The 12,349-nt window shown below is 57.7% G+C and carries 10 protein-coding genes and 1 pseudogene; 4 read left to right on the forward strand and 7 right to left on the reverse strand.

What is annotated here, in order from left to right; all coding sequences use genetic code 11:
* Window positions 1-295 precede the first annotated feature (295 nt).
* The 5 genes from ACW4E8_RS34720 to ACW4E8_RS34740 all read right to left on the reverse strand — a co-directional run bounded on the left by ACW4E8_RS34720 (window position 296) and on the right by ACW4E8_RS34740 (window position 5,244).
* A complete protein-coding gene (locus tag ACW4E8_RS34720; RefSeq protein ID WP_456808643.1) occupies window positions 296-664 on the reverse strand; it encodes a gamma-glutamylcyclotransferase in 369 nt (122 codons plus the stop codon).
* A 61-nt stretch (window positions 665-725) separates the two neighbouring features.
* A complete protein-coding gene (locus ACW4E8_RS34725; RefSeq protein WP_456808644.1) occupies window positions 726-1,493 on the reverse strand; it encodes an SDR family oxidoreductase in 768 nt (255 codons plus the stop codon).
* 87 nt (window positions 1,494-1,580) lie between these two features.
* Window positions 1,581-1,994 carry a PaaI family thioesterase gene (locus ACW4E8_RS34730; protein ID WP_456808645.1) on the reverse strand — a complete coding sequence of 138 codons (414 nt, stop codon included), beginning with the start codon at window positions 1,992-1,994 and terminating at the stop codon, window positions 1,581-1,583.
* Window positions 1,995-2,227: 233 nt separating this feature from the next.
* Window positions 2,228-3,022 (reverse strand): SDR family NAD(P)-dependent oxidoreductase, encoded by a 795-nt coding sequence (locus ACW4E8_RS34735; RefSeq protein ID WP_456808646.1) that lies wholly within the window; start codon window positions 3,020-3,022, stop codon window positions 2,228-2,230.
* Window positions 3,023-3,579: 557 nt separating this feature from the next.
* Window positions 3,580-5,244, reverse strand: a complete 1,665-nt coding sequence (locus ACW4E8_RS34740) for an FAD-dependent oxidoreductase (protein WP_456808647.1) — start codon at window positions 5,242-5,244, stop codon at window positions 3,580-3,582.
* 252 nt (window positions 5,245-5,496) lie between these two features.
* Between ACW4E8_RS34740 and ACW4E8_RS34745 the strand changes: the two genes are divergently transcribed.
* Window positions 5,497-6,216 (forward strand): SDR family oxidoreductase, encoded by a 720-nt coding sequence (locus tag ACW4E8_RS34745; RefSeq protein WP_456808648.1) that lies wholly within the window; start codon window positions 5,497-5,499, stop codon window positions 6,214-6,216.
* Window positions 6,217-6,411: 195 nt separating this feature from the next.
* Here the strand turns inward: ACW4E8_RS34745 and ACW4E8_RS34750 are convergent.
* Window positions 6,412-7,339 (reverse strand): annotated as a pseudogene (locus ACW4E8_RS34750) (cupin domain-containing protein); the annotation flags it as partial.
* Between the two features lie 113 nt (window positions 7,340-7,452).
* Between ACW4E8_RS34750 and ACW4E8_RS34755 the strand changes: the two are divergent.
* Window positions 7,453-7,992, forward strand: a complete 540-nt coding sequence (locus ACW4E8_RS34755) for a carboxymuconolactone decarboxylase family protein (protein WP_456808649.1) — start codon at window positions 7,453-7,455, stop codon at window positions 7,990-7,992.
* 388 nt (window positions 7,993-8,380) lie between these two features.
* Here the strand turns inward: ACW4E8_RS34755 and ACW4E8_RS34760 are convergent, their stop codons facing one another.
* The gene (locus ACW4E8_RS34760) at window positions 8,381-8,935 is read right to left on the reverse strand and encodes a M23 family metallopeptidase (protein ID WP_456808650.1); all 555 of its coding nucleotides are present in this window, start codon (window positions 8,933-8,935) and stop codon (window positions 8,381-8,383) included.
* Window positions 8,936-9,144: 209 nt separating this feature from the next.
* On the opposite strand from ACW4E8_RS34760, the gene ACW4E8_RS34765 reads away from it, so the two are divergent.
* Together ACW4E8_RS34765 and ACW4E8_RS34770 are read left to right on the forward strand one after the other, a co-directional pair.
* Window positions 9,145-10,038 (forward strand): LysR family transcriptional regulator, encoded by an 894-nt coding sequence (locus tag ACW4E8_RS34765; protein WP_456808676.1) that lies wholly within the window; start codon window positions 9,145-9,147, stop codon window positions 10,036-10,038.
* Window positions 10,039-10,463: 425 nt separating this feature from the next.
* Window positions 10,464-11,579 carry an alkene reductase gene (locus ACW4E8_RS34770; protein ID WP_456808651.1) on the forward strand — a complete coding sequence of 372 codons (1,116 nt, stop codon included), beginning with the start codon at window positions 10,464-10,466 and terminating at the stop codon, window positions 11,577-11,579.
* The last annotated feature ends 770 nt before the right edge of the window (window positions 11,580-12,349 follow it).

Here is a 12,349-nt window from a genome sequence, read left to right on the forward strand (position 1 = left end):
GCCGGCGCGCAGACCCCTGCGCACCATGACGGCATTCGGCACGGCGAAGCCCTGCAATCGGTACGCATGAGGGATGCTCGTCACTCAGGCTCGGTTGCACTCGGGCATGGTCTGCTGCAAGCAACCCGTTGCCGAGGCCTGCCACGCTGAGACGATCAATCAAAAAGAGGATTGATACTCGTAGAATTGGATCAGATCAGCGCTCTGCCAAACGGGCGATCCGGCACTACAACCAATTTGAAGACTTGACGCCGGTTAGAGTCATCTCGTTATACATACATGGACGCCCCCAGGATTACCAGGGTTTCAAGGGGTGATGGGCAGAGGTGAAGATTACAGCCATACATCCCGGTTCCAGCGCCAGCATCCTGCCCGGCGCCTCCGGAGTGGCTCTGCCTGCAATCAGCCGCAAACAAAAGCTCCGTCGCCACCCTTCCAGCGTTGCGACGCGACGCTGTGCATAAGAAAATCCAGGGTTCCAGATGAGTGATCCGGCAGCGAATACGCAAACATCAGATTCTGGCGTTCTCGCTTGCATCGTCTGGTCCAGCGACTGTTGGATACGCGCCAACGGCCACGCCATGTCGTCCGGAATGGATGCAGAGGCGTCGAGAAAGGTATCCAAGGGAATAAGTTCTTCATTACTCCTGATAGGTAGTGTCATCCTCGCTAATCGCGATGGTCGCCCAGAGCCATTCCCTGACTGTAAGTGACCAGATATAGCGCTACGCTGGGCGGGGCACCGTGGCTGGCCATCCCCCAGAAAAATCAATCACTGCGCCAGTCAGGAATCTTGCGTGGGTTGTGGCAAGGAACGAGATAATCTCGCCGATTTCTTCTGGCTTGCCGAGCCTTCCGATTGGCACGTGGCCATCGATGTAAGCTTTGCCGCGGGGGCTTTCGACATAGATAGCGCGAGGGTAGTATGCCTCGCTGTAAAGGAAGTTTGGCGCGACCGCATTTATCGCGATATTGTCTGGCGCGAACTCAACAGAGAGAGACCGCACAAGTGCATTCGCTGCGGCGCGAGCAGTGTCAGGAACAGCACCGCCCGCCATCGGCGAAAGCGTGCGACACGATGTAATAAGGACAATATTGGCCCCACCTTGGTACTTCAGCTTCGCTAGAGCGGCCTGCAGCAGTGCAAACGGCCACACAAGTAGGGCCTCCAGTGTGTTCCTCAGGTGTGTCAGGTCTGTAGCGATGAACTCTGACTGTGGCGCGGGATAGTGATCATTGCTCACGAGTGCATCAAGACGACCTTCCTTCGTCCAAATGGCTTCGATCAATTCCGCCGGGTACTCCGCCAAAACCCTTTCGGCCCCTGGATGATCACGCGAGAACGCGGTCCAACGCGCAGGTTCACCAAACGTCCTGTCGTGTACAAACACCCGGAATCCGGCCGCTGTAAGCGCACTGCAAGCAGGTGGCCCGGCATAGTCTGCCGCATTGGTGACGAGCGCGATCCGGTGTTTCGACACGTCTTTTGCCATTCTCTACCTCTTAAGAGCCGCCCAAGAAGACATACTTTGGCGGTGACTGCGATGTCGCCGCCCCTCATTTGTAGAATCGCGTACCCTTTATGTGGCGCCGAGTTTGACTATCGATTTTGTGACCCGGACGGCTGCGACGACTTTGCCCCCCACCTCTGCCTTTGCTTCTATAAAAGCCAGCATGCGTCCCCGCCGAATCACTTGGGCAGTTAGTTCGCATCGCGTACCGGCTGGCACGGGGCGCATGACCGAGGCGTGCAGATCATGAGTCACCGCGTGTTCGGAGCTATCTAGCGAGTCCAATAGTGAGAAGAGGCACGCCGCTTCCATCAGGGAATAGAGCACGCCCCCATGGAGCCCGCCGAATGCCAGGTGTTCTGGACCGACGTCGAAATGGGCTTGTGCTGTACCATCTCCTGCTCCGTCGAATACCAGGCCCATGTACCGATTTAGCGGGACTTCCAGAATAGCGTCAATACGAGACCGAGTTTGCATGACCATTTTGCTGAACGCTTGGAATCGTTGCCTGGTTGATGGATCAGCCCGGTCAGTCGAGAAGCTTCGGCAAGGCGGGCTTACTCGACTGTCGCGGAGCCATGGGGCGACGCGGACTGGCGCGAGCACCTCCCTTGCTGCGCCAGGCAAGTTGGTGCTCAAATTAGATCCATGCCGCTTTGGGGCGAAACGAGACTCATGCACCGTTATAGCGGACTCGGCACTGTGGCATTTACACGTTAGAGCGCCGAATGGTGTCGAACCGCCTCTTCGAAAGCGGCTTTCATCGTGAGAAACCGCTCGTCAACTGCAGCTGGGTCGCTGCGATTCAATGCGATCATCTGTGCGCGCGCTTCCCCGCCGCGCACGACGGAGAACGCCGCCGAGTAGATTCCGTCTACGATCGCCTCCGCGACCGAAGAAGCAGGCTCGAGCGAAAAGCCCAGCTGCGGGCCTGCATTATTCGACTTCATCATCGGGGTATCCGTACCGCCTGGATATACGGTAAGAACGTGGACACCTTCGCCTTTCAGTTCGCGCCGCAGTGCTTCGCCAAAATGCGCTATGCCCGCCTTTACGGCTGCATACGCAGAATAGAACGGCGCACCGATCAAGCCCATTCCTGACGAAATGTTCACAACCGTTGCGTCGCCGCTTGCCCTGAGCAGTGGCATCGCCGCTCGTGTAAGCAGAATAGGTGCTAAAAGATCGACGTTTACCATTGCAGCTATCTCGGTCTCGGACAAGGTCTCCAGCCTGCCCGCCCGAACCGCACCGGCATTGTTGACCAAGATGTCGAGTCCACCGAACGCCTTGAACATCTCGTCAAGGCTGAGAGCTCGCCCTTCTTCCGTACCGACGTCCGCAGCAACTCCCTTTGCCGACCGCAATGAGGCAATTGCCTCGTCAAGGGCGACCTTCCGACGTCCGGTGATGAACACTTTTGCACCGCGCTCGATGAGCGCATGTGCTAACGCCAAACCGATACCACTCGATCCGCCAGTGATCAATACGCGCTTACCTTCAAGTTCCATCCTTAGCTTCCAATGTGCTGTTTCAAGACCACTGCGCGGGCCAACAGGTCTTCGACCTTCGGCAATGCCATTCGATCCGCATGGCAGCCAGTTTTCGATGCCAAGTGTCCATGTGAGTTCCTCCCGGCCGCTATACGCTTCGTTCGCGATCCACATTGCGCAACAGAAACTCGGCGAGAGACTAGCGGATACGCTGTGAGCATCCTTAGCGCTGATGGTGCGACAGGCGAGCATGTTTGACTAGTGCGGCGCAAGGAATAACTTTCATTCCTGGGAGGCATTCCAACCGTCCAAAGCTCGCTCGATCGCCTCCTCTAGCATCAGATGAGGCAAAAAAGAAAGCCCACCGTGCGGGCGGGCTCAAAGGGGGAGAAGCACCAGGTCTCGCTGTTTGCGAGGCACTTAGAATGCTATGCGGACGAGCGCCGGGCCGCCACCATACAAAGGTGTCTTCCGCTGCTGCTACTTACAGCGGAATGCCGCGCCGTTGGGCTCGACGCGAACGATAATGTCCGCATCGCGGCGGCGACATATCACTCGACACGATGCGCGGCGCTTTACCACGCGAAGAACAGGTGAAGTGCCTGCACCGCAGCGGCGCCCTCCCCTACAGCGGCCGCAACCCGCTTGACCGAGCCGCTTCTTACGTCGCCAACGGCGAATACACCTGGCAGACTGGTTTCCATTGGGAGCGGTGAGCGCTCGAGGATCCAGTGCCCCTGTGGTACCTGTGCCCCGGTGAGGACAAAAGACTTGTCGTCCAGGGCAACGCAATCGCCAAGCCATTCCGTACACGGGTCAGCCCCGAGAAAAAGGAAAACGTGACCGATCTCGAATGTGCGAACCTGGCCGCGGGTATTTCGACATCGGACCGCTTCCAGCTTCCCTTGACCAATCAGCGCGCCAATTTCAGTTTCAACATGGAGAGTAATATTTGGTGCGGCGTTGATACGTTGGATCAAATAGTGAGACATGCTCGCCGCTAGTCCCGTGGAACGAACCAAGATGTGCACATGCCGTGCGTGCTCGGAGAGAAATACAGCGGCCTGACCTGCGGAATTCCCTCCTCCGACAACAATGACTTCCTCGCCTGCGCAATAGGTGGCCTCCGTGAATGACGCGTTGTAGTAGATACCCCTACCTTCGTAGTCTGCGAGGTTAGTTAGGTCCGGCTTCCTGTAATGAGCGCCCGTCGCGATTACCACGGCGCGTGCGGTTACAAGGTCACCATTATCGACTTCAAGAACAAACTCGCTCCCCGCCTTTCGGAGCGCGGACACTGCTACCGGCACTGCGACTTCCACGCCGAACTTTCTCGACTGCGCCAATCCCCTACCTGCCAGAGCCCTTCCCGAGATACCCGTTGGAAAGCCGAAATAGTTCTCGATCTTCGAACTTGTTCCCGCTTGCCCCCCCGGAGCGGTGGAATCGAAAACAACCGACTGAAGGCCCTCAGATGCCCCATAAACAGCGGCAGCGAGACCGGCGGGGCCTGCCCCAACGATCGCGAGATCGAAGCGCCTGCCACCCAGAGGCTCCGGGCTCATTCCGATTGCGTCAGCAAGGGCCCGGTTGGTCGGGTGGCACATGACATCAGCCTTGGGGGTGATGACTGCGGGCAAATCGTCTGGCGTTATGTGGAACCGCTCCATTAGCGCTCGCCCCTCGACTTGCTGGTCGGCGTCCAGATACAACGCCGGGTAGCTGTTGCGGGACAGGAACTCTCTGAGCTGCAACGCCCCTGCCGAGTGTCTCGAGGCGATGACAATGACCCCACCGGACGTCGCATCTTCTATGAAGGACACCCGACGAAGAATGAACGCCCGCATGATGATCTCGCTAAGGTCTGCCTCTGCGATCACGAGCGCTCGCATGCCCTCCGGCTCGATTACCAGCAGTTCTGAATCCGTCTGTACGCGAACGGTAGCTACAGCTCCGCGCCCGACCAGAGAGCCAATATCCCCGGTGAACATCCCTGGGCAGCGCGTCCCCAGACTATGTGAGTCGATGGCGTTGCAACGATCGACTTCAAGAGACCCGGTCAGGATGACGAAGGTGGATATGTTCCTATCGCCCTGGTGGAAAAGGACCTGTCCTGCCGGAAATCGGTGAACAACGCCGTACCGAAGAATGCGGTCGATCTGCGCAGGCGTCAGAATCGGAAATCTCTGGTTGTTCCTGTCGTCCTGCGGCGGCGGGACAAATTCTTCTAAGGCGTCCATGACATCACTCCATGCAGGATTTTTTCGGAAGGCCACCACATGTGTAGCTGCCTCGTTGCGGTGAGCCTGAATTTACTGTAGCAAGGCAGGGGCCTCGTAACTATATATACGACAATCTCGTCTCTTGTATCGCGGACGCCACATACGAAGGGGGCAGTATTCCACTACGGAATGGCTGTTATTCAATTCGGCTGTCTTGTGGGCCGAGGCACCTGCGCGGAAGATCCAGGGGTCAGATCCAAGGTAGACCCTATGAAGACACGCACTTTCCTAATCACTGGCGCCAGCAAAGGCATCGGCCGCGCTTTGGCAGAACGCCTTGCTGGCGGTGGCCATCAGGTAATCGGGCTAGCTAGAAGCGAGGACGCTTCATTTCCCGGCGAACTAGTTTCGGTTGACCTGTCAGACCTCCGCCAGACTGAAGCCGCGCTGAGCAGGCTAACGGGTACTATCCACTTCGACGGACTCGTGAACAATGTGGGTCTCGTTAGACCTCAGCGAATCGGCGAGGTGCAGATAGAAGACCTCGACGCCGTCCTTACCGCCAACCTTCACCCGGCCGTCCAAGCTACGCAGGCTTTGTTGCCAAGCATGCGCAAGGCAGGCTGGGGGCGTGTCGTCAACATTTCGAGTCTTACTGTCTTAGGCGCGTTCGAACGGACGGCTTACGCCGCAGCGAAAGCGGCCCTAATAAGCTTCTCGAGGTCTTGGGCGCTAGAACTTGCGACCACAGGAATTACTGTTAATACCGTTGCTCCAGGGCCGACAGAGACGGAATTGTTCCGAAAGAACAGCCCACCTGGAAGCGTGGGGGAGAAGCGATTTCTTTCTAGTGTTCCGATGAATCGCTTCGGCAAGCCCGATGAGATCGCGGCAGCGATCGAGTTCCTGTTATCCGAAGACGCTGCGTTCATCACTGGTCAGACGCTTTTCGTCGACGGCGGTGCGTCCGTTGGTAGGTCGCTTGTCTAATGTCGTCAGTGCGAGCTCGCTTGCATAGGAGCCGGAGACCGGGCCATCGCGCAGACGTGATTTCGTTTTTCCAGTGGCGCGAGGGAAAGTCCCGCTAGTCTACTCCGTTGGCTCGTTTCCGGCTGGAACTGACTCGCCTAAAAGAGAGACAGCTTCTTCCGCCTGCTCATCCGGATGTGACAATGACCCAACAGTTCGACGCCATTGCGCAGGAGTCATGCCCAGCTGCTCTGTAAATGCTCGCCGGAATGCGGCGACAGACTGATATCCGAAAGTTTCAGCGACTACCTCCGTTTTCGTCATGGGATTCTTTAGAGCATTTGCCGCCAGACTCATTCGGACGGCTAGTAGCAAGTCATGGGCGGTACGTCCAAAACTTTGTTGGAACTGCCGCATGAACGTCGCGCGCGACATGTTGCAGCGCTGCGCGAGCTCGGGCACCGTCCACGGAGACGCAGGCTGATTGAAGATGGCAGAAATTGCCGGCGCTAACCGTGGATGCCCAGCAAGGCCCAGAAGGCCAGTAGGCGGTTGGTCCGACTCGCTCGCTAACCGCATGGTCAGAGCAAACAACATGGTCGACAGCGCATTGAGCATCGCATGTCCCCCAAAGGCGATTTCCAAGGGATTCACCTCGCATCAACTCCATAAGACTCGTGAGGCCCGCCCGCGTACCGCCTCCCGGTTCAGACGCCGCTGCGCTAACAATAAGCGCTGTCGGTAGAAAGTCCCGCGCCAGTCGATCATGTGGAGGTGTGATGAAGAAGTGGCCGCAGAGCATGTCGAGCCGTTCCCCTGGGCCGTCGTTTTCGCTGACCGTAACGTTGACGTCATTTCGCGCGCGTGCAGGTGCCGCCAGTCTGCCGCTGCCGTCATGGAGCATGTGTGCCGAACCATGAGGCAATAGAACGATGTCACCGGCCCGAAGGGCGATTGGCGAGGTGCTGGATGGGCCTTCGAGAATCGCCGAGCCGTTGAGCACAACATGGTAAGGAATCTCGCCCAGTTTGGACTGCTCGTAGACGATGCGCCATGGCGATCCGTAGGCACATCGGACGTCGAGTTGACCTGTGACAGTCATGATTTCAAGCAGTCTGCTCAGCCAATCTTTAGGAGGGGACATGATTCCGCGATAGCGATACTTTGGAGCATTCTAATGAGTCAATGAGGCCTCGGCAAGCTCATCCGGCTTGCCTACAGTAGAGCCTCCCCAACCGATTTTCATAGGAGTCAATGATGAGCCGCATTACCGTACCAGCAGTAGATTCGGCAGTTGGTGCCACCGCACAAGTCTACGCACAGGTCAAGCAAGTGACAGGCGGTAGCATCCCAAACCTTTTTGCGGCAGTCGGTCATGTCGCGCCAGCGACGCTCAAGGCAGTACTGAATGCAGAAGGGGCTCTCGCAGCCGGCAGCCTTAGCAAGCAAGACCTGGAGACGATCAAGCTGCTGGTCAGCGAGCTTACCGGCTGCGACTACTGCGTTGCCGCACATGTCATGCTCGGCAAGATGGTGGGGCTGTCGCCCGAAACCGTTCGCCAAATTCGCGCAGGCCAGTCGACCGGTGACTCGAAGCGTGACGCGCTGATTCGATTCGTTCGAACTATCCAAGAGTCGAGCGGGACTATCAGCAATGAAGAGTTCTCCGCGATTCGCAGCGCGGGCTACACCGATGGGCAGTTGGCGGACATCGCTCTGACGATCGCACTGACCGTGTTCACAAACACGTTTAATCGCGTCAACGACACGGACCTGGATTTCCCTCCAGCAAACTGATGCGGCAGCCGGAGGACGAATCTAGAGCCGTTCTCCGCGAGATGCCCGACCGGCTTCTGCAGGTGGAGTAGTTGCGCCGTGGCGGGTCGGGTATCCAGAACGGAGCCACACGCCTCCTAGGCGGAACTCGCGCCACGGTGTTCACGCGGCTCACACCGGCGCTGGCGACCGCAATCGCATTGCCCGCTCTTGGGCACCAAGCTGATGCGCTTGAATTACTCGGGATCGCTTTGGCCGTTTGTGGATTGCTGCTGCTCGAAGTTTGCATTCGCAAGTGCAGGTGACCAGGTTCCGATGAGCCCAACGACGTACTCAGAACGAAAATGACCGTAGCGGATAATCCGGCACGCCGACATGTCGATGTCTGGTCGCCAAACGGTCCCGTCCGTCAGCATAGAGGGGATAAGGCCCGGAGAGGATCAACGGGCAGATTGTTGAATCTGACTTCAAAATGCAAATGCGGTGCCGTTGCTTTCCCAGACTGGCCGACAGAACCTATCAACTGTCCTGGCGACAATCGGGCACCGATGTGCAGCCCCTTTGCAACAGTAGACAAGTGGGCGTACCAACTCGAGTATCCGGCTGCATGTTGCACGATGATGTATCGGCCATATCCTCGTTTATCGACACCGGAAAAGGCGACTGTTCCCGCGCCAGCAGCCAATACCGGCGTCCCATGGCGAGCCGCGATGTCAATGCCAGTGTGTGTCCGAGCGTCCCCGTGCACAGGGTCAACGCGGATACCAAAGTTGGAGCTGATTCTTGCCTCACCTGCAATCGGCGAAGCTATTTCCACAACAGTGGCTCGGTGGTCAGGCGGTTCCTCTCGCGTATCGGAAGATGGCGCTGCATACGGCATCCATTTCTTTGCGATTACGTCCAACGGCAGCCCCCCAAGCAGCAAAAAGGCAACCTGCGGGAGCAGCGTCGCAAGGAGTTTCATTCTTTTCAACCGGAAGACTTATGCAATCACAGCGCCGGGACCACTGCCGACTCTGTCCTAGCACATCAAATTCAAGCGTCATGCTACGGGATCACGATGGCGCGATTAAGCACTCGTTCTGAGAATCTGCCTTCCAATAAATGGCAGGCGCAGAGTTGCTGGAAAGCGGTCAAGGAATAGTTGAGATTCATATGGACAGACTAGATGCGATGAGAGTGCTAACTGCAGTTGTGGATGAAGGGGGTTTTTCCGCAGCGAGCCGTCGGCTGGGAATCCCCCTCACAACGGTTAGCCGAAGGGTTTCCCAGCTTGAGGGCTATCTCAACGCTCGGCTCCTTTCCCGCTCAACTCGAGCTTTGAGGCTGACGGACGTTGGCGCTGCTTACTACGCCTCGTGCAAGGAAATTCTTTCCCGTATCGCAGAGACCGAGAAGTCGGCGACAGAAGGACACGGCATTGCGCGGGGGGACGTCGTTGTCACAGCCCCGCTGCTTTTGGGGCGCCTTCATGTCTTACCTATTGCAAAGGAGTTCACTTCGAACTTTCCCGAGATCCATGTTCGACTTGTGCTATCGGACAAGGTACTCAATCTGGTCGACGACCATATCGACATTGCGGTGCGCGTCGGAAGACTACCAGACAGCAACATGGTCGCGACTCGAGTTGGAAGTGTGTACAGGGTTGTATGCGGCAGTCCCGCATATCTTGGCGCCCGCGGTCGCCCTGTAATACCTAGTGACCTGGCAACGCACGACTGCATCGATTTTGAATCTCTACCGTCTGGGCCGCCCTGGGCTTTCATGGCAAATAGCGGGACGCGGGCCGAACGCGTCCCAGTACGCCCACGGATGTCGGTCAATACCGCCGATGCCGCAATCGAAGCTGCAATTGATGGGGTTGGCCTGGCCCACGTACTCTCGCACCAAGTCGCCAACGCCGTGGAGAAGCACGAGTTGGAGCTCGTATTGCGGGAGTACGAGCCTCCAGCCATCCCAGTGAGTGTTATGTACGCCGCGCAGCCGAATCTTCCGGCAAGGACCCGTGCCTTCTTCGACTTTGCGGTGCCCCACCTGAGAACGCGCCTTCTCCGGCATGGACACTGATTGCACGGAGGCTGCGTTTTGGCATAGCTAGTTGTCGAACAGATTGGACAATATCGTATCGACTAGTCGACCCGATGCGTCATAAAGCAGCGTCTGAGTCATACAGCTGGATGGTGGTAAGCGCGAAATTAGCCGAAACTGTCGTGCTTTCTCGCGGCGGTACTGCCGCGCTATCTACCAGAACTGTTCTCACAGAACGGGCAGTGAGCGGCGGGGTATTCGCGCCATTTCCGCATGCAAGGTATGCGCTCGTCCAGTTTGGCGGCAAATAGCGCATAAGGTGAGTTTCCCCCGCTGCCCTAGAGTGGGCGCACACCGCTCCATTCCCCCCGGGAATGAGTGTTATTGCCCTGCGGCCCCTTCTGCTCGCTCTAAGTTGCGACGATTATCTGATCACCATCACTTAATTCCTTGGAGCAGGAGCAATGAAGAACCTATTCAGCATTAAAGCCGTGGGACCCTACGAGGTCGAGCATCGCGTGGTACTTGCGCCACTCACGCGTATGCGCACCGAGCTCGCCAATGTGCCAGGTGATCTAATGGTTGACTACTACACGCAGCGGGCCACAAAGGGTGGACTTTTGATCACAGACGCGACTGCGGTCTCGCCCCTTAGTATCGCCTACGTCGATGCGCCGGGCATTTATACGGAGGCCCATGTCCAAGGCTGGAAGCGCGTTGTTGAGGCTGTCCATGCGAAAGGTGCACGCATCTTTTTGCAAATCTGGCATGCAGGTCGCCAAGCTCACCCGGCTAATACGGGCGGCGAAACACCCGTTGCCCCTTCTGCTTTGCTCTCTCTCGAACATGCTGCCATCCGGGACGAGGATGGCAACATTGCCGAGGCCGAGCTGGTCCTTCCCAGGCCGCTGGAGTTGCACGAGATTCCAGCTATCATCGAGGAGTTCCGCCGAAGCGCCATTCTGGCCAAGGAGGCTGGCTTTGACGGCGTCGAACTGCACGCCGCCAACGGTTACCTGTTTGAACAATTCCTGCTGGACGGTACTAATCACCGGACCGACGCCTATGGTGGTCCGATAGATAACCGCGCGCGTTTCCTCTTTGAGACGCTCGATGCGGTAGTTTCCGTGTGGGGACCGGGTAAAGTGGCCGTACGTCTTTCGCCTAGTGGTACATATGGCACGATGTCGGACAGCGATTCGCACGGCACCTTCCGGTACGTTGCGGAGAAGTTGAACGCTTATGACCTTGCGTACCTGCATGTGATCGAGCCACGAGTCAGGGGTATCGTCGACATCGGTGCCGGCGAGGCCGCCGTCTGGTCTGGCGATATTCGCCGCTGGTTCAAGGGGACGCTCATCGTCGCGGGCGGCTTTACCGGCGAAAGCGCCGAGCGGATCGTCGCGGAGGGGGGAGCCGATCTCGTTGCCTTCGGTAGGTTGTTCATTTCAAACCCTGACCTGCCCCTGCGTCTACGCCACGGAGTCCCATTGTCCCACTACGACCGTTCGACGTTCTACGGCGGTGACTCCCGAGGCTACACCGACTATCCCACTTATGATGCAGTGGTTTTGGCCTAACCAGTGTCTTCCTGCGTATCGCAGGAACTGAACTTCATATTCCTCGGGCATCTGGCGGCGGCGAGAAAGCCCTGACTCACCGAATGCCGAGGGCTCGCCAGCGTGGTTTATCGTGAACCTACTAGTAACCAGTGCATCGGGATCGGTCGGGGGGCGTTTTCAGGTGATGTTCGAATTTTCCGCCCCCCGAGGCGAACGGCGATGGCTTCGGCGCGTTGCTGGCGTTCGCGGCGGACGGGCAAGGCATGAGCCCGAGCGCCGACGGAAATGTTCTATATCTAAATAGTGGCGATGACCGAATCCTGGCCCTTGATTCTGAAGGCAAGGTAGTTCTTGATAACGGCCGGACTCCCGGACTAAATGCGGGTGGTAGTGTAGTTGGACCTGATGGGCGCTACTATGTGGGCCTGCGTTCGGAAAGGACGATCGCGGCGTTCTCCCCTGATCTGAACGGCCGCCCGGTTTGGGTGATCCCCCCCCGGCATCGTGCCGTTTCCGCGCGGCTTTGGGTTCGCTGCCGATGGCCGACTCTTTCTCTCGTCCGGGATAAGTCCAGATGGTGCAGGCCAAAACACCTTTTGCGCCTTTGGTCTTACTCCGTCCCTGACGGTGACTCAGTTCATCGATGATGATGAGGTCAGCCCTCTGGACCTGGTCGTAGGCCCCGGCGGTAACGTGCTTGTCTCGAGCGAATTTCCATTTGGAGCGCCAAACGCGATTGCATCTGTGAGGGAATACAAAGGCATGAGCGGTAAGCATCCTGCCCGCCT

The organism is Cupriavidus sp. CP313 (assembly GCF_054072015.1).

What these genes read in the sequence shown, in the direction of transcription:
- ACW4E8_RS34720 (WP_456808643.1), bottom strand. Translation starts at nt 664, where the DNA reads ATGACACTACCTATCAGGAGTAATGAAGAACTTATTCCCTTGGATACC.
- ACW4E8_RS34725 (WP_456808644.1), bottom strand. Translation starts at nt 1,493, where the DNA reads ATGGCAAAAGACGTGTCGAAACACCGGATCGCGCTCGTCACCAATGCG.
- ACW4E8_RS34730 (WP_456808645.1), bottom strand. Translation starts at nt 1,994, where the DNA reads ATGGTCATGCAAACTCGGTCTCGTATTGACGCTATTCTGGAAGTCCCG.
- ACW4E8_RS34735 (WP_456808646.1), bottom strand. Translation starts at nt 3,022, where the DNA reads ATGGAACTTGAAGGTAAGCGCGTATTGATCACTGGCGGATCGAGTGGT.
- ACW4E8_RS34740 (WP_456808647.1), bottom strand. Translation starts at nt 5,244, where the DNA reads ATGGACGCCTTAGAAGAATTTGTCCCGCCGCCGCAGGACGACAGGAAC.
- ACW4E8_RS34745 (WP_456808648.1), top strand. Translation starts at nt 5,497, where the DNA reads ATGAAGACACGCACTTTCCTAATCACTGGCGCCAGCAAAGGCATCGGC.
- ACW4E8_RS34755 (WP_456808649.1), top strand. Translation starts at nt 7,453, where the DNA reads ATGAGCCGCATTACCGTACCAGCAGTAGATTCGGCAGTTGGTGCCACC.
- ACW4E8_RS34760 (WP_456808650.1), bottom strand. Translation starts at nt 8,935, where the DNA reads ATGAAACTCCTTGCGACGCTGCTCCCGCAGGTTGCCTTTTTGCTGCTT.
- ACW4E8_RS34765 (WP_456808676.1), top strand. Translation starts at nt 9,145, where the DNA reads ATGAGAGTGCTAACTGCAGTTGTGGATGAAGGGGGTTTTTCCGCAGCG.
- ACW4E8_RS34770 (WP_456808651.1), top strand. Translation starts at nt 10,464, where the DNA reads ATGAAGAACCTATTCAGCATTAAAGCCGTGGGACCCTACGAGGTCGAG.